Genomic DNA, 17,534 nt, shown 5'->3' with positions numbered 1-17,534 from the left:
CAATCATTTGATTTGGTTTGTTTCAAATTCGGCCATGTCAATGTTAAAGACCATTATCCTTTAAATAGTTCATGACCTGCTGGACACATTCTTCAATGGTGTATTGACTGGTTTCAATTAATATTTCCGGATTTTCCGGTTCTTCATAAGGTGCCGAAACGCCTGTGAAGGAGGTGATTTCCCCACTTCTAGCTTTCTTGTACAATCCTTTTGGATCCCGTTTTTCACAGTCTTCGATGGGACATTTTACATAAATCTCAATAAACTCATCTTGTTGTACCTTTTTTCTTACTTCTTCCCTGTCACTCGCATAAGGCGAAATGAAAGTGGCCAATACCACTATTCCGCTATCCACAAAAAGTTTGGAAACTTCTCCGATTCTCCTTATATTCTCTTTACGGTCACCCGTGCTGAAACCAAGGTCTTCATTTAATCCATTCCGTAGATTGTCTCCATCTAAAATATATGTCGAAATCCCCATCGCATGCAGTCTTCCCTCAACCATATTGGCGATGGTGGACTTACCCGATCCTGATAAACCAGTAAACCAAAGAATATAGCTTTTATGTCCGTGCAGTGCTTGCCTTAGCTCTTTCGTAATGGTAAAAGTATGTTGATGAATATTCTCTTGTTTACTCACACTATCTCCCCTTTATTCTTTATGGAACCCCTTTTTGTTGTTCCGAATGACATAGGCTAAAGAAACTGCCCACCCGATCAATATCAGCAAATATATGACGGGGACCCAATGATCCTGAAGAGTCCATGTGGCAAGCAACGTTCGAGCATTCGTCAAGATGATAAAACCCCCGACAAGGACTCCCAATAAATGAGATGGCAATTTCGTAACGATCCATGCAGCAATCGGGGCAGCAATGATCCCTCCTACCATCAGGGAGGTTACCCAAAACCAGTTCACTTCCTGCCAACCTAATGCAATGAGAAACCCTAGGGTTGCGGAAACAGCTATTGCAAACTCACTAGTGTCAACTGTACCAACCACTTTTCTGGCAGGAACACCTTCTTGGGACAATAGGACTGGAGTTGTGATTGGACCCCAACCGCCCCCACCCGTTGCATCTGCGAAGCCCGCTATCAATCCCAAGGTGATCGATTTTTTTCTTGTAAGATTAATTGAGTTCTTTTCACTTTTTGTCTTAGACGTTCTTAAAAAGCGGAAAAGCACATACACACCAAGAATCAGCAGAAATATCGAAATGTATGGCTTTATCAGATCACCAGGTAAGTTACTTAAAAAACACGCTCCTGCAAATGCCCCAACAGATCCAGGTATGATTAATTTGAAAAGGGCCTGGCGGTCGACATTCCCGAACTTCATATGAGAAATGCCTGATGCGGCGGTTGTCACGACTTCTGATAGATGAACGGATGCAGAGGCCACTGCCGGTGCGATTCCGAATGTCAGCAACATCGATGTTGATGTAACCCCATATGCCATACCTAATGACCCATCGATCAGCTGAGCCAGAAATCCGATAAACGCAAATATAATGAGTTTTCTCATTTTCTCCTCCTACAAAGCATTCCTTTTTTTATAACGTACCTGTTGTCCCTTGTTCTGTATCAACCAATGCACTGACGCTCGTCCAATGTCGATTAACGCAATGAAGCCCTACCTGACAAATGCTTTAATGCGTGACAGTCCCCTGTTTTAAGGAAAATGAATGATTTCTATAAGATATGCAAAGAGCTTTATGTATGTTATAGACTCATATATGAAATTGGAAAATTCATTTAGCCACCCTCGAGGTCCCTTGATGAAAGTCAGGTTCTTCACAACAACTAAAGAAGGCCCCTGTTAACAGGGACCTCCTTATATAATGCTCACCTACCGTTTCCTAAGTTCATTAACCAATAATTCTTTCATTTTGGCATGATGTCGATTAACCACCAGCCTATTTTCCATTTTAATGCTGCCTTCATGCTTTTTAGAGCCCATTTCTGTATGAATCCTATATAGTAATAGCGGTTGAGGCACAAAGTGAAATTTGAAATTTTGCAAGATCCGCAACCATAAATCATAATCGTGTGTGTATAGAAGCGACTCATCAAATACTCCGATGAGCTCAAATACCTTCCTGTGAATCATGACCGAGCAGCCATTAATAATATTTCCTCTGATCATCGCTTTAATTAATTCAAGCTGATTAGGGGGGTATATCCCTATAATGGGAGTAATGATTTCGCCATTATCATCAATGCAGTAATAACTAGTATAACTGAATTGGGCATCTTCCCTTTCCATTACTTCTAACTGGACTTCTGTTTTTTCTGGGTAAAAGATATCATCTGAACTAAGCCAGCATACATAATCACCTGTTGCATTTTTGATGCCGGTATTCAATGCACTGGCCGTTCCCCCATTTTCCTTTTTGATATATATTATTTTATCCAGAAACGGATCGACTTTTTCTGAATATAATGTAGAACCGTCATTGACTACGATAATCTCAATATTTTTGTAGGTTTGATTGAACAAGCTCTCCAAAGCTTTATCGATATATGGACAATTATAGAATGGAACAACAATCGATACTTTAGACATTTATCACCCTCCTCACAGAAGTGAAAACCACATTTTGCAAAGTAGAAATTCATCCGTCTCGAATTAAAGTACGGAAAAAATATGGCTTATCAAACCCTGTTTGAAATATTAGAATTTACTCAGAAACAGTCAGCCATAATTATATTTTTTCATTTTTAATATATGTGACTTGTTTATAGAAGTTTATTCAAAATACTTCTATAACTACTTTTTTTGAATATTTTTTTCTGTAGTACTCAAACGATTTGAAGGAAATGATCTTATAATCTAATAATCATTTATAAAACAGGAAAAAGTGATTCTTTACCGCCCCTTCATCAATCCGTCACGATTATTGTCAAACGGGTTTAGAAAAGGCATGAATCTTTTTGTTATGTCCCATTTAACGGGGTATTTTAAAACGAACAACACATGTAAACCCACATACTTGTTTGACAAATTAATTAAGTATAAACTCTCCTTGAATTGAATACTAATGAACAATGGCAATACTTTCCCCAAAACCTAAGATATGTAAAAACCATTATCCATATTCTACTCACTAATACGATAAGTAACCTGTTGTTTTCTATCTAATAGGTTGAAGAATATTTGTATTCTTAATAAAAGTTCAGTTTTATCTCTAAGGAGGAGAATATGAACATACTATTTGTTTATTTTATTCCAAGCGGTGGCGTGGAGACTTTAAATCGACATAGAATTGTTGCCCTTAAAAAAAAGAATATTCAATGTCACTTCCTTTATTACAATAAGAGGAGGGAATTAGTTAATAACCATGAAGGAACCACATTTATTACAAATAATGATAACGAAATTAGAAAGATACTAAAAGATGGTAATTATAGTGCGGTTATTTTAACTTCAGATTACAACGGACTTCATAGATTCAGAAAACTAGGCTATAGGGGAAAATTATTATTAGAAATTCAGGGGCTCGGGTCTCAAGATATAGCTAAATCAGAATTAAAAAAGGCTATACCATTAGTCGTTCGTTATGGCGATGGGATATTAAGTTCCAAAACTCCACACATTATGAAAATACTGGATGATTTTGCCCCTTCGTGTCCAAGGTTCATAATTAATAATTGTTTTGATACCAGCAAATTCTCTTATATTCCTGCACAAAAAAGCAACCATATAATTATTGCCTGGATAGGTCGTATAGAAGATAATAAAAATTGGAAAGAATTTCTTCAAATCGGGTACAATCTTATTAATGGATATAATGCAAATATAAAGTTATATATGTTTGAGGACAATACGCTATCCAATTCTATTGAAAGACAAAGATTTCAACAGTTAATAGCTCACTTAAATCTAGAAAAAAGCTTGACCATCTTTTCAAATATCCCTAATGATAAAATGGCAGAATACTATTCAGTTATTGGGGACTCTGGTGGCTTCCTATGTTCAACGTCAAAGGTGGAGGGATTTGGTTATGCAATAGTAGAAGCAATGAGTTGCCGTTGTCCTGTACTTACTACAGATTCTGATGGTGTGAAAAATTCAATCATACACAATCAAACTGGAAAGTTTTACCAAATCGGAAATACGATTGAAGCGGTGAAGGAAGCTACAGAGTTAATGGAGAATGATCAATTGAGAGAACATATACGTTCAACCGCACTTGACCATATAAAACTCCAATTTAATCTTGAACAATATAGTCAGCAGTTTATCAATATGCTTGAAAGTGTTGGTGCGTAAAACTAAAACCGGAACAATAATCAACATTGTTCCGGCTTAAAAACTATAGATTTATCATAAATTTAGAGTAAGAAGCAAAAGTATGAAGTTTAGGGATTTTTACTAATTCATCGATTTGTAATTTTACTTTCTCCATACCTTCAGGAAATCCATCTAAAAGATTTGTTAATTTTTGTCCATTCCAAAGCCTTGATGCTAATGATTCAAGCATAAAACAAAAAGCATCCTTAACGACTTTGTATTCAAGTGGTGAAAAATCCAAAAATTTCAGATAGGATTCATAGACTAAATTAATATTAAAAAACGATATACCCAAAAAGTGGAGTGAAAATATTCTCATCTGCATTTCAGGGTATTTTTTGAACATCCGCACAAAATTCCGCAAGGCATCTTGAGGATTTGATTGAGAAATCGGATGTTCTTGATGATATGAAATCAGACCTGTATGGTTAAGAAAACTGTATCCTTTTTTATATAATCGATAACCCATTTCATGATCATCCCAACCGTATCCGGGATACTCTTCAAAGAGCCCTACCTCAATAATTGCTTTTGATTTAACAGAGACGTTGCCAGTACAGAATAGTATCCATGGAAAGTGAAACCCTTCAAGTTCATTACCATAGTGGCGAAAAAGTGTTTCTTTATAAATCTTTACATGGGGTTTCTCAAAAGATAGGTTCATAAAAGTTTGGTCATAAATGTCTTTTTCACTTAATAAGTTAACAGGCTTTCTTTTTTCAATATTATTTCCAATGTCCAATGAAAGTCTGTAATGTTTTTGCATCATCAAGGAAAGCTGGGATACCTGATCATCATTAAATTCTGGATGATATTTAGTAAACACCCCTCTGAGGACCATACTTCCGCATACAACTATGTTTTCCTTCTCAATATGGGCAGAATAATGTTGCTGAATAAAGTCTGGTTTCACCAATATTTCAGCATCCAAAAAGATTATAATACTTCCACTTGCACTTTGGATTCCCAAATTCCTCATGTTAGGCCTTCCAATATTATGATTTGAGCGTATATATTTTAGATGAAATGAGAAAGGGTTTTCTTTAAATATTGATGGTGTTTTATCCTTCGATCCGTCGTCTACTATAATTACTTCAAACTCATTTTTGTTAAAAGTCTGACATTCTAATGAATGAAGCGTCATAAGAATATCTGGATATTTGTTATAAGTTGGCATTATGACACTTACTTTAGCGTCAATTTTCTTTCCGCTTTTATATATGGTCCCATCTAAAAAGTCATGGGCCCAGGTAAGATTTTCATTATTCTCATAAGCCTTTTCTTTTAAAAGCGCCACATGTTCCATACCTAAACTTTCATTCCAAAGTTTAATAGACTTTATCTTTCCTCTAAAACACTCTCCTTCTTCATTTCCCCCTAGAACTCCTGAAGGATATACGTGATTAAAGGGACTTATATGTCCAACAGCAATTAGTTTTCCATTGATATATAAGGAAGGCTTTTTATTAGAGTAAACAAGAACCAGCTCAATCCAATTTGAATTATCGTAATGTACGAGGATTACAGTATTAAGCTTATTCATACTGTGTTCATAAACACGTATCTCATTTCCGTTGATTGAAATACCGACGCCAGCAGTATTTGCCTCTTTGACGCAAGAAGGAGAAACTAGATATGCAGGAGGATTAACCTGTTTGTGTTCCCCAGGTAGTACTATACATTCATAGGTAAAATTGTCTGCAGTATTAAACAAGTCTTGTATCCCAATAAATTCATTTCCAGTTAAAGTAAATGGCTTATTAAGCATGACTTTCATTACCTTTGGTGGAAATCAGTTCACTAATTTTCCCTCTATATTTTTCTCTAATACTGTAAAATTCAGTCATTTGATCATGATTATTTAGGATAGATCCCATTAATTGATGGACTCTGTAGTTGGTCAATGTTATATGAAAATAATGAATCGGGAAATGAAGTGATACCCTTAGCCAATATTCATAATCTTGTGCGTATTTTAATTGTTCATTAAAGTAACCTATTGTTTCGATTACTTTTCTTGACATCATAACCGTACATCCATTAATAGGACAAAATTCATATAATGCTTGGAGAATCTCTAATTCTTTTTGAAAATTTATACCTACATTATAACTGGTGATTTGATTATTTTCGTTTATTATATTAAAATTTGTAAAGCTTAAAAACGAGTTGACGCTGTTCATAAAATTAAGTTGTAACTCAATTTTATGATCATCCATTATATCATCTGAGCTAAGCCAAACCAAGTATTCCCCCTTTGCCTTTTTGATGCCTTGGTTTAATGCGGCAGCCACCCCTTTATTCACTTGCTCTATATAGGTAATCTTTGAAAGATACGGTGAAATTAAATCCTGATACTTATTTGATCCGTCATTTACAACTATTAGTTCAACATGTGGATATGTTTGCCTTAATACGCTTTCAATTGCCTGTGCAACATACTGGCAGTTGTAAAAAGGTATCACCACACTTACCAAAGGATGATGATTAGACAAAATGATTCACTCCTTATATTAATAGCAGTGTTATCTTTAAAACCCTTATATCAACAAATAAAGTCAATTCGAGAAGATAACCTTTTTTATACTCTGGTTTTTACCAATCATTATTTTCCTCATAACCAAGTTCAATTAGGAAATCTCCAGTTGTTTCTTTAAAATTACGTTTGTTTGTTTCTGTGAACTCTTTACGCCAACCTCCAATTCTTCCTTGGCGAAACGTCCATGAATTCCCAGGGTCAATATTATTTTTCGCTAAACGCAATAAATCAAACTTATTAATTTCTAATTCTTTTAAATCTTCCCATAAATAATCAATGATACTGAGAATGACTTCGTCTTTTGATCTATCATTAGTTAAGTCCTCATATCGTATATTGCAAACGGTTGGATCATTACGCCATTCGTATATCATATGAAACTCCTCATAGATACCCGGATAACGTTTTTCTACTCCCCATTTATTATTATTTTCTTCACCTATCAAATCTATTCCTAGAATCACTGCATTTAATTGTTCTTCAAAGGTTAATAGTCTTTTTTGAAATACTGGATACAATGGATGATCATGGAATTTTTCATTAATAAAATATACCATAGAAACAGCTACATCACGTAAATCGCGATATATAAATACTTGTTTGATGGATCGTAATTGTAGTTCTTTAGAAAATGAATAATCATAGGGTAAATGACTATACACCATCTCTCCATGTTCAAGTTTTAAAACTTCGTTAACGTTTTCTCCCCAAAAGGAACGTCCTTGATAAACTTTCAAAATTCCATTTAAAATTTGTATTAATAGGTTCGTACTACTTTTGGGAACAGAGTTGATAAATATCTTAGGCAAAAGTGATTTTTTTTGAGTCAACTTAACCCCCCCTATTTTTCTGTCTTATAAAAATTATCTTTTCAGATTAGAATTTTAATATTATTTGGTCAATAATTAAAAGCCCTTAATTTTGCTAATATTTTTTGTTTATTAATTCTTACGATAGAAATTAAGAATATCTAATATAGATGTATCAAAAGGAATAATGGATTGCCATCCTAATTTCTTTATTTTTGATAAATTAATTTCAGTATGTTCATCCGTTGCTGTAATTTTTGTGTTTATTTTTACTTTAAATTCTATATTTGCAATAGAATTAAATTGATTTATTATATCTCCTAAAGAACGACTATTCCCTGAAGCAATATCATAGATTTCTCCTGATTCCCCTTGAGTTAACAGAATTTCATAAGCATTTACAGCATCTCTTACATCCACAAAATCCCGTTTTGCTTGCAGATTACTTACTTCAAGTACTTTTTCAGCTTTATTTTCTTCCATATCGACTATCTTTTTTGCAAATATGGAACAAACACCATTTGAGATTCCGGGGCCTATCAAGTTTGAGGGCTTAGCTATAACGATATTCATGTTGTATAGTACTCCCCATGATTGGGCAATAAGTACTTGAAGCGTTTTACTTAAACTATAAGGGTGTGTTAGAGTTGTAATATTTTGAGGGTCAAATTGCAGTGCTGAACCGACTATAACCATTTTACATGCTGGATTTTCTTGCCTTAGTGCTTCAATTAAATATAGGGTTGACATGGCATTTACTTCCAGATAAGAAACAGGGTCAATCCAAGATTGTCCTACGTGGTTTTGCCCTGCTAAATGAAGAAGATAATCGGGTTTCACTTTCTTTATTAACTTACCTACATTTTCCTTGTTTGTTAGATCACAAAGCTCTGTCTGAACTTGACCATTTCCGAAACTCTTTCTGGACACGGCAGTAACAGCAAAACCTGCGTTTACAAAGTGGTTACACGCATGCTGACCAGTGAATCCGCTTGCCCCCGTAATTAATAATTTAGGCATCTGGCTCATTACTTTTCCATCCAACTTTTTAATTCTTTCAGCATATGTTCATAAGTGGGAATCTGATAATAAAAATCATTCCTTGTATTTTTTATTGTTCGATCCAGTACAATATGTGAATCAGGTAAAATCTCAACATCTGTTTTATTAAATGTCCTCTTGATTAATTTCAATAGATTATATTTTGACACTTTATTCTCAGAACCTAAATGATATAAGCCCGTTACGTTATTCTCAATCAATGCTTCAATGGCTTTAGCCAACTCAAGTGTTGTCACTCCATTCCACAGCACTTTCTCATAACCAATAATTTGATCACTTTGCTTCATAAACCATTGAAACAACCCTATGCCATCATCTTTTAACTCTGGACCGATAATTGAGGTACGAATAGTTAAATGTTTATCGCTAATGATTTCTCCCAGTTGTTTTGATTGAGCATAAAAAGAAGTACCGTCAGGAATATCACCCTCCGTATAATCTCCTTCCGTTCCTGAAAACACGCAATCTGTACTAATATGAATTAATTTACCATTGTTCCGTTCAGTTAATTTGACCAGCTCGTGTGGTAGTAAGCTATTTACCTGAAAGGCCAGCTTCGGATTATTGCTAGCATGATCATTTAATATACCAATACAGTTAACGATAATATCCGGCTTTATAGATTCAATGATTTCCTCCAACTTTGTTGGGATAGTAATATCTAGGTAGATACTATCCTTATCTTCAGGGTCCCTTGATGTATAGAACACTTTATACTGTGGATTTTGTTGAAAATAAGCTGTTATTACGTGTCCAGCCATCCCTTTTCCGCCAAGGATAAGTACTTTCATTTATATAAACCTGCCTTTTTGTAATATCTCTTTGATTTCGTCTTTACTCATCAATTCTTTGCTGGAATTGTAGTTCAATAAGTTTACAGGTTTATATTTTGAATAATGTTCCTTTAATTCTTCTGATTGGCTTGTAGGAAGAATAACAAAGTACTCATCATCAAAAGTAATCGTTGTTTTACTTTCATATTCGGAGAGGAGGAGTTCATGCAATTTTTCTCCAGGCCTAATACCTAGTATATCGACGTCAACATTTTCCACATCAGAAGAATCAATCAATACTTGGGCTAGGTCAATAATTTTACAGGATGGCATTTTCATCACGAATATTTCTCCGCCAATGCTTTCAAAGGTTGCCTTAAATACCAATTTAATAGCTTCTTCAATGGTTAGAAAGAATCTTGTCATATTTAAGTCCGTTATACCGATTTTTCCCTTTTCTTTGATTTGCTTTTTGAATACATGAATGACACTTCCATTTGTGCCCAGCACATTTCCGCCCCTGATACAAACAAATCTTGTTTTTGTGTTTAATGTATTAGCGTGTATGATCAGTCTTTCCGCCATTGCCTTTGATAGACCATAAAAATTGGATGGATTCGAAGCCTTGTCTGTAGAAATGTTTACAACCGAATGTACATTACAGCTAATAGCGGCTTCTATAACATTCTGTGTTCCAATTACATTCGTCTTCAATGCTTCAATGGGTTGATCTTCACATACAGGAACATGCTTTAATGCTGCCAAGTGGAAGATATAATCAACGCCTTCGCATGCTTCCAATAATGCTTCCTTCTCTTTTACATCCCCGATTATGAAATGCAGTTTCGGGTTATTATCAAACTCTTGTTTCATTGTAAATTGATTGGACTCATTTCTTGAAAAAATCCTTATTTCACGTGGTTCAAAATCCAATAGCTGCCTTACCAATTCATATCCCCAAGAGCCTGTACCGCCTGTTACCAAAATTGTTCGATTCTTAATCAATTTTATGGCCTCCCAGTATTATTTTAAGCACTTTATCTGAAACGTTTTTATGGTCGTAGCCTTCTGGAAAAGTCCAGTCTTTTTGCTGGTTAACCATAACCTTCACACAATTGACGATTTGTTTAGCGTTAATTCCCGATAACATATTGCTGCCAGACTCAATTGTTTCTGGCCTTTCCGTTGTTTTTCGTATCGTAACGGTCGGTACATGGAACAAACAACATTCCTCTTGAACGGTTCCACTATCGGTCAGCACACAAAAAGCGTTTTTTTCAAGCTTTACGAAATCAAAGAAACCAAATGGCTCATGAAATTCAATTAATGGGTGCACTTCTAATTTGGGACTGAGTTCTATACGGGATTTTGTCCGGGGATGTAAGCTGCATATGATTCTTTTTTGGTAGGTTTCAGCAACCAAATTAATGCCTTTCATAATTTCCATCAAACGGTCTTCATAGTCAACATTTTCGGCTCGATGGGCAGTTACGAGGAAATAATCCTCCTTTTTCAAATTCATCTTGTCCAAAATTCCACTTTGCTCGATCTCATTGTTGTAATGGTTCAAAACTTCGAAAATAGGGTTTCCCGATAAATATATCCTTTTGCTGGGGATACCTTCTTTCAGAAGATTCTCTTTACTTTGAGGAGTGTAAGGTAAATTCAAGCTTGATACAGCATCAATGATCTTTCGATTTTTCTCCTCTGGCACTTCCAGGTCAAAGCAACGGTTCCCTGCTTCCATATGAATGACGGGGATGCCCATCCGCTCTGCTAAGATGGAGCTGAGCCCGGAGTTTGTATCCCCCAACACTAATACTTTGTCAGGCTTTTCATTTAATATGATAGTTTCTAAATTCTTATATATGGCTGCTAACTGTTCTCCGAGGGTTTGCTGTTGATTCAACAAGACATAATCAGGGGTTCTAACCTGTAGCTGTTGGAAGAATATTTCACTTAAGGATGTAGTGAAATTTTGTCCAGTGTGCACTAGAATATGTGAATCAGCATATTGATCCAATTTCTTGATTATTAGACTTAATCTGATAATTTCAGGTCGAGTCCCTAAAATAGTCATTACTTTCACGATTTACACTCCTTACTCTTTTCTGGTTTATGGCCTCTCCGTCTACCCTTTATTGTATGCACAGCCAATCCTATTGACATAGGCTAACCTATTAGATTTCGGTCTATTTAAAACAAATAACCGCCTTTATAGACTGCACTTCCAACTCTGGCAAGACCCGTTTATTGACTTTTTTTCATAAAAAAAGACATGGAACGACTCCAAGTCTTTTTTGGTAGAAAATCTGCCTCAGTACACTGAGTCATTTTCATCCTTTGGAAAAGGTAAATGTTTCATCCATTTTTCAATTACCTTGTTTGTTACCCTTTGAAATTATGGGAAATCATTCTGAATTGAATTCCACTCCAATCTATTAAAAAAAGCTATATGTCCTTGTTAGGACATATAGCTTTTTATCATTTTTGGAATTGTAATTGATGCAGATTGGCAAAAATGCCCCCCTGCTTAAGTAAGTCATCATGACCGCCCTCTTCAGCAATTCCTTCTTCCGTAACAACCACGATCTTGTCAGCGTTTCGAATGGTTGCCAATCGGTGTGCGATGATTAACGTAGTTCTGTTTTCAGCTAGTTCTGTAAGAGCCTGCTGAATGATTCTTTCCGTCTCGGTATCGAGTGCAGAGGTTGCCTCATCGAGAATTAATATTGGCGGATTCTTCAAAAACATCCTTGCTATTGCAATCCGTTGTTTTTGTCCTCCCGATAATTTCAAGCCGCGTTCACCTATTTGAGTTTCATAGCCTTCTGGAAGTCCTTCAATGAATGTCTCCAAATGGGCTTTCCTTGCGGCTTCTTGAATTTGTTCATCCGAGGCGTCAAGCATTCCGTACGTAATGTTCTCTTTTACTGTTCCTGTGAAAAGAAACACGTCTTGCTGGACTATGCCAATTTGTGAGCGCAATGACTTTTTCGTCATCTCACGAATATCAATTCCATCAATGGATATTGAACCGGCCTTAACATCATAAAATCTTGGGATCAATGAACATATGGTCGTTTTCCCAGCTCCTGAAGGCCCGACAAAAGCAATGGTTTCACCAGCTTTAACTGTTAGATCAATACCTTTTAAAACTGGCTTTTTGTCTTCATAGTTAAAAGAAACATCTTTAAAGGAAATGTCCCCTAAAAGGGTGGTTACCTCAATTGCATCCTTTTTATCCACAACATCAGGCGCGACATCCAGAAGTTCCGTAAAACGCTTAAAGCCGGCCATCCCTTTTGGATAGAGTTCCATCAACGCACTGATTTTGTCGATCGGCTTAAATAATACGTTAACATATAAGACGAATGCAACCAGTTCACCATAAGAGAGCTGCCCATGAAAAGTTAGCCAAGCTCCAATCACCAACACGGCAAGGGTCATAAACCTCGTCATCATGTAAATGCCCGATAAGCTAAAGGACATTACCTTATATCCTAGAAGTTTCGCTTTACGGAATCTGCGATTATTAGTAGCAAATCTTTTCATTTCATATGTTTCATTAGTAAACGATTGTACAACCCTCACTCCTGAGACGCTATCTTCCACACGGGCATTTACATCCGCAACTTCTGTATACATTTTCTTCCAGGCTTTATTCATCTTTAAATTACTTATGACAATTAACAACACGAGGAACGGTAAAATACAAACCGATACGAGTGCCAGTTTCACATTGATTGTCAACATAATCCAAAATGCACCTATAAAAGTCATGAAGGCAATGAATAAATCTTCGGGACCATGGTGAGCAAGTTCACCAATATCGAAAAGATCATTGGTTATGCGGCTCATGATATGGCCGGTTTTCGTGTTATCAAAAAAACGAAAAGATTGTTTTTGCACATGCTCAAATAATTCCTCACGCATATCAGTCTCAATATTGATACCCAATTTGTGACCCCAATACCCTACGATGAACTGTAAGAAGGTACTAATGATATAAAGAAGGAACAAACCGATACTTACTGAAACAATTGCAGACCAATCGTCGCCAGGCAGCAGTGTATCTATAAACCACTGAACAGCTAGCGGAAATGCAAGTTCAAGTACCGCAACGACCACTGCACTAAAGAAGTCAATAATGAATAACCGCTTATGCGGCAGGTAATATGAAGCAAAACGTCGAATCATCAAATTTTTCTCCTTTTTTACATATATTAAGGAGTATAATTCCATATACAATATTCAGCAAGCATTTCAGAACCCCTATGTTCATATTTGGTAAAATTATCTATATAAAACAGCCCAACCCGGCTCATGCAATCTATTAAATTAAGGAGTGAATCCAGTGTAAAAATAATAACCATTCTAAATATCCATGAACTTTATTTTCGCAAAAGGATGGTATACATGACAAACACATCGTTTCGATACCTTTGGATCGGTCATGCGTTTGCAAATCTAGGGGATATATTTTATGTAGTCGGGTTGATTTCATTATTATATACTTTGACGGGATCTGCCTTTTATTAGAGCTTGCTTCCGTTCACTACAACGATTTTTCGGTTTATCAGCAGTTTACCCTCCCCCTTGTCATCCACAGGTTTCCTTTAAAAAGAATCCTTGTACATTCTCAATGGTGAAGACCATCTTACTCGTTGGCCTAGGAATCTATATAACAAATTTCAATCATGGTTTTGCCGATGCTGTCATTTTATTCATTGCCATGATTTCATTATTGGATGGAGTCGCTGCCCCGGTCAGCGCAGCTTTGGTTCCTCAATTAGTTCCAAAAGAAGAACGGATGAAAGCGAATGGTTTCTTGAATGTGATCACCCAGACCATCTTTGTAGCAGGATGGCCACTAGGTTCCATCTTATTGATAAGTACCAACAGCAGTTTCATTATTTGGCTTACGGTCATGCTGTTTGCCGTTTCAACGATCCATACAGTGAGAATGGAAGTCTCAGAACAAACGACGGACTCTGTTGTTCCGTCAAACTGGTGTTCGATTAAATCCGGATGGGTTGCGATTCGACAAATCCCAACTATCCGTACACTCATTTCCATTGATTTTATAACTACTTTGGCTTCAAGCGTGTGGGTGGCTGCCGTTATATATGTATATGTTGAAAAGAAGCTGCAACTGGGTGAGGAGTGATGGGGATACATTAACACAAGCTACTTTGTCGGCATGATTTTCAGTGGATTGATCGTCATCCGTTTTGCCAAGTTACTAGAAAAATATATAGGATTCTTCATCACTTTCAGGCTATTTCTCAGTTCACTGCTGACCCTGCTTTTTGGAACTACCAGTATTCCTGCTATGGCTTTGCTGCTGGCATGCCTGTACGGTCTCCCGGAACAACTCCGGGAAGTGATCTACACCAAGCTATTCCAAGACCATGCTTCGGAAAAGACTCTGGCAAAGATTCATGCCGTTTGGGGAGCAGTCATCAATCTTACATTTGCCGTCTCTGTCTTGCTATTAGGCTATATAACGGAAACATACGATGTCAAAACAACGTTCCAATTTTCTTCCACCCTTATATTCCTCGCTTTTCTTTATGCAACTTTTAAAAAGAAAGACTTACAGGGAAAAAAACATGAGCATTCGATGTCAAATCAGTCATCTAATATTCCTGGATGATGCATTCCATTCGGTTAACCGTTAAAGTAAAGGAGCCTTGGTTTTCCATGGCTCCTTTTAGCTGGATCCCTTTAAATTCCTCCAGGTGAGATTGGCTTAGCCCTGATAAAAGTTGCACAACCAAACAAGGAAAAAAATATAACACTTCCATTCACCGCCTGCACCCATTCATTCTATTTGATAATCAAGATATTCTTTTCAATAAACTCCCAATTCTGCGGGAATTCCAAACCAATCTGCCAATAAGTTGCACCTATCAGTTCATATGCATCAATCATTCCATATTTTGCGCTTATCGACCGAATATCTTCAAACCAAACGACATGATTCGAATTTTCTCTTTGATAAGAATAGGTAGGTGAAGCCGCAGAAGTGTCAAAAGTAATTTCAGTGCCAGTTGCAATGGCAAGATTTTGGGCATTTTGGGCTGATAAAGCTTTCGTCTCGTGGCTTGGTACTATCCAATCGTATCCATACATAGGGAATGCCGACTGTAATTTATACTCAGGAATATTCGCCAAAGCATAACGAAGAACCTCGCCCATCCACCACAGTGGTGAAATTGGTTCAGGCGGGCCAGTTGGATACCCATAATCAATGGTCATCACGGCAACAAGGTCGGCTGCCTCTCCAATCCCCCGATAATCATGGCCGCCTACAATACGATTTTCAGGATTATCCGCTGTTTTTGCATGTACGTTCACATGCAGGATCAGTTCGTTCAACCCCTCCTTTAATTCTTTTAAAAAAAGCACATAATCGGAACGCCTGGCAGGTGGGATGAATTCGATGTCCATACTGACACCCCCATACCCTTTCTCCCTAACGAAATTCAGCATGGTATTGATTAAAGTCGCCCTGTATACTGAACTAGCAAGGACATCACCCGCCAAATCAGCATCAAAATCACCATCTTGAAAGTTCCGGATCATCAGTAGCGGCGTCACCCCGGTTTGCTCACATTTCGCGATAAGCGGGAGATCATCACCATCAACATATGCATTTCCTTCCCTTGTAAACGAATAAGCTACAATGGCTAAATAGGATAATTTATCACCATTCTCCTCAAGTGTTTCAAATACTGCTCCACCTGAAGTCGGAAAGGCAAAACCCAGCGTAATCAATTGATTTTTGTAAGGAGACGGAATCAATATTTCCGTACCGACTTTAAGCGAGTTTTCAACGATTCCTGGATTGGCCTCCGTGATTGCCGTTGCACTCGTTCCAAAACGACTGCCGATTCTAGCGAGGGTATCCTGACTTTTAATTAGATACCTTCGATTCACCGCTTTTTCATCAGGTATATACAATGCCAGGCCAGGAACCAAAGCTGTTGACTCCAATCCGTTGACTTCAATTATCCTCGATGGTTCAACTTTATTTTTCCTGGCAATTTCCCAAAGGCTGTCACCTTTTTTCACAATAATGATCTTCATTCAAAACCCTCCAAACTCCCTCCAAAAAAGTTTATGTTATTCAGGTTATTGGATAGAACGAATTATCATATTTCCTTGATGATATCCTGTATTTTTATATAAAATAAAAGATCACTTAAAAAAGAGGCTGTCCAAAGGGACAACCCCACGCTATAAGCCAACAGTTGATTTTTCGTATTTCCATACATCAAAGTAAATTCTTAATATCGTAGAACTTCCCGTTTTCCAAATCATCCGCTTCAAGCAGCTGCAATAGTTTGTCTGCCACAAATTCAGGGCTTCTTAACATGCCTTTCTCTTTATATGCATGAAATTTGTCTCGATCGGAAAAGTCCCTTTCGTCTGCTGACCGGATTGTCCCTTGCATCTCCGTATCCATAACACCTGGTGAAAAAGATATGAGAGACGTAGGGAAAGACGCTTTATCCTGTTCCACCCCAGCAACCCGTGTGAACATTTCTAGTCCCGCCTTAGTACTGCAATAGGCTGCCCAGCCATGATAAGGGTTTTTTGCTGCACCTGAAGATATGTTGACCATTACCTTCTTTCTATTCCAGTCCTTTGTCTGTTTAACGAATTCATCAGCCAATACGATGGGTGCCATGAAATTCACCCGCATGCTTGTTTCCAAATTCACTATACCGAGATTTCCTACCGGCTTTATCGGTTCAATAACACCTGCATTATTAATGAAGTAAATGTCACTTGTTTCATCGACAGAAGCAAGAATCTCATTGACTAAGGAAGGTAACTTTTCAGTTTCATTCAAGTCCACTGAAATAAATGTAAGTTTCGTCCCGGATCGGTCAGCCAGCCGCTGCATTTCAGGATTGGCTGTACGGGAAACTAAAATGCAATGATCACTCGTCTGCAAACAGCCTTTGGCGATGGCAGCACCTAAACCTTTTGAAGCTCCAGTGATAATAAACGTTTTCACGGCATTTCCCCCTTTTATGGATATA

The 17,534-nt window shown here is 37.0% G+C and carries 16 protein-coding genes; 3 read left to right on the top strand and 13 right to left on the bottom strand.

Features of this window, described 5'->3' with window-relative positions; genetic code table 11:
* Nucleotides 1-43 precede the first annotated feature (43 nt).
* The 3 genes from cysC to J7E52_RS18835 all read right to left on the bottom strand — a co-directional run bounded on the left by cysC (nucleotide 44) and on the right by J7E52_RS18835 (nucleotide 2,566).
* Nucleotides 44-640, bottom strand: a complete 597-nt coding sequence (gene cysC, locus J7E52_RS18845) for an adenylyl-sulfate kinase (RefSeq protein ID WP_214749912.1) — start codon at nucleotides 638-640, stop codon at nucleotides 44-46.
* Nucleotides 641-652: 12 nt separating this feature from the next.
* Nucleotides 653-1,525, bottom strand: a complete 873-nt coding sequence (locus J7E52_RS18840; RefSeq protein ID WP_214749910.1) for a sulfite exporter TauE/SafE family protein — start codon at nucleotides 1,523-1,525, stop codon at nucleotides 653-655.
* 324 nt (nucleotides 1,526-1,849) lie between these two features.
* A complete protein-coding gene (locus tag J7E52_RS18835; RefSeq protein WP_214749908.1) occupies nucleotides 1,850-2,566 on the bottom strand; it encodes a glycosyltransferase family 2 protein in 717 nt (238 codons plus the stop codon).
* Nucleotides 2,567-3,202: 636 nt separating this feature from the next.
* Here J7E52_RS18835 and J7E52_RS18830 point away from each other — a divergent pair.
* The gene (locus tag J7E52_RS18830; protein ID WP_214749906.1) at nucleotides 3,203-4,273 is read left to right on the top strand and encodes a glycosyltransferase family 4 protein; all 1,071 of its coding nucleotides are present in this window, start codon (nucleotides 3,203-3,205) and stop codon (nucleotides 4,271-4,273) included.
* 43 nt (nucleotides 4,274-4,316) lie between these two features.
* On the opposite strand, the gene J7E52_RS18825 is transcribed toward J7E52_RS18830, so the two are convergent.
* From J7E52_RS18825 to J7E52_RS18790, 8 genes are all read right to left on the bottom strand, one after another.
* On the bottom strand, nucleotides 4,317-6,062 hold the full coding sequence (locus tag J7E52_RS18825) for a glycosyltransferase (RefSeq protein ID WP_214749905.1): 1,746 nt from the start codon (nucleotides 6,060-6,062) through the stop codon (nucleotides 4,317-4,319).
* The gene (locus J7E52_RS18820) at nucleotides 6,055-6,789 is read right to left on the bottom strand and encodes a glycosyltransferase (protein ID WP_214749903.1); all 735 of its coding nucleotides are present in this window, start codon (nucleotides 6,787-6,789) and stop codon (nucleotides 6,055-6,057) included. Before J7E52_RS18820 ends, J7E52_RS18825 begins: the two co-directional genes overlap by 8 nt.
* Nucleotides 6,790-6,889: 100 nt before the next feature.
* Nucleotides 6,890-7,663 carry a sulfotransferase domain-containing protein gene (locus J7E52_RS18815; RefSeq protein ID WP_214749902.1) on the bottom strand — a complete coding sequence of 258 codons (774 nt, stop codon included), beginning with the start codon at nucleotides 7,661-7,663 and terminating at the stop codon, nucleotides 6,890-6,892.
* A 111-nt stretch (nucleotides 7,664-7,774) separates the two neighbouring features.
* Nucleotides 7,775-8,671 (bottom strand): NAD-dependent epimerase/dehydratase family protein, encoded by an 897-nt coding sequence (locus J7E52_RS18810; protein WP_214749900.1) that lies wholly within the window; start codon nucleotides 8,669-8,671, stop codon nucleotides 7,775-7,777.
* Nucleotides 8,671-9,495 (bottom strand): dTDP-4-dehydrorhamnose reductase family protein, encoded by an 825-nt coding sequence (locus J7E52_RS18805; protein ID WP_214749897.1) that lies wholly within the window; start codon nucleotides 9,493-9,495, stop codon nucleotides 8,671-8,673. The genes J7E52_RS18810 and J7E52_RS18805 overlap by 1 nt, the downstream gene beginning before the upstream one ends.
* The gene (locus tag J7E52_RS18800; protein WP_214749895.1) at nucleotides 9,496-10,482 is read right to left on the bottom strand and encodes a polysaccharide biosynthesis protein; all 987 of its coding nucleotides are present in this window, start codon (nucleotides 10,480-10,482) and stop codon (nucleotides 9,496-9,498) included. It lies immediately after the preceding gene.
* The gene (wecB, locus tag J7E52_RS18795) at nucleotides 10,475-11,566 is read right to left on the bottom strand and encodes a non-hydrolyzing UDP-N-acetylglucosamine 2-epimerase (RefSeq protein ID WP_214749893.1); all 1,092 of its coding nucleotides are present in this window, start codon (nucleotides 11,564-11,566) and stop codon (nucleotides 10,475-10,477) included. The genes J7E52_RS18800 and wecB overlap by 8 nt, the downstream gene beginning before the upstream one ends.
* A 395-nt stretch (nucleotides 11,567-11,961) precedes the next feature.
* Nucleotides 11,962-13,677: an ABC transporter ATP-binding protein gene (locus tag J7E52_RS18790; protein ID WP_214749891.1), complete on the bottom strand. Its 1,716-nt coding sequence runs from the start codon at nucleotides 13,675-13,677 to the stop codon at nucleotides 11,962-11,964.
* Nucleotides 13,678-14,122: 445 nt separating this feature from the next.
* On the opposite strand from J7E52_RS18790, the gene J7E52_RS18785 reads away from it, so the two are divergent.
* Complete coding sequence (locus J7E52_RS18785; protein ID WP_214749889.1) at nucleotides 14,123-14,647, top strand: MFS transporter; 525 nt, start codon at nucleotides 14,123-14,125, stop codon at nucleotides 14,645-14,647.
* 9 nt (nucleotides 14,648-14,656) lie between these two features.
* Nucleotides 14,657-15,136, top strand: a complete 480-nt coding sequence (locus J7E52_RS18780) for an MFS transporter (protein ID WP_309476908.1) — start codon at nucleotides 14,657-14,659, stop codon at nucleotides 15,134-15,136.
* 173 nt (nucleotides 15,137-15,309) lie between these two features.
* Here the strand turns inward: J7E52_RS18780 and J7E52_RS18775 are convergent, their stop codons facing one another.
* Both J7E52_RS18775 and J7E52_RS18770 read right to left on the bottom strand, forming a co-directional pair.
* Nucleotides 15,310-16,572: a LysM peptidoglycan-binding domain-containing protein gene (locus J7E52_RS18775; RefSeq protein WP_214749885.1), complete on the bottom strand. Its 1,263-nt coding sequence runs from the start codon at nucleotides 16,570-16,572 to the stop codon at nucleotides 15,310-15,312.
* A gap of 187 nt (nucleotides 16,573-16,759) precedes the next feature.
* Nucleotides 16,760-17,509 carry a (S)-benzoin forming benzil reductase gene (locus J7E52_RS18770; protein ID WP_214749882.1) on the bottom strand — a complete coding sequence of 250 codons (750 nt, stop codon included), beginning with the start codon at nucleotides 17,507-17,509 and terminating at the stop codon, nucleotides 16,760-16,762.
* Nucleotides 17,510-17,534: the final 25 nt, after the last annotated feature.

The sequence above is a fragment of the Bacillus sp. ISL-34 genome, assembly GCF_018613325.1.
Lineage (GTDB): Bacteria > Bacillota > Bacilli > Bacillales > DSM-1321 > Peribacillus.
Note: the sequence above shows the minus strand (reverse complement) of the source record. Positions and strands in the feature narration are given on the sequence as shown.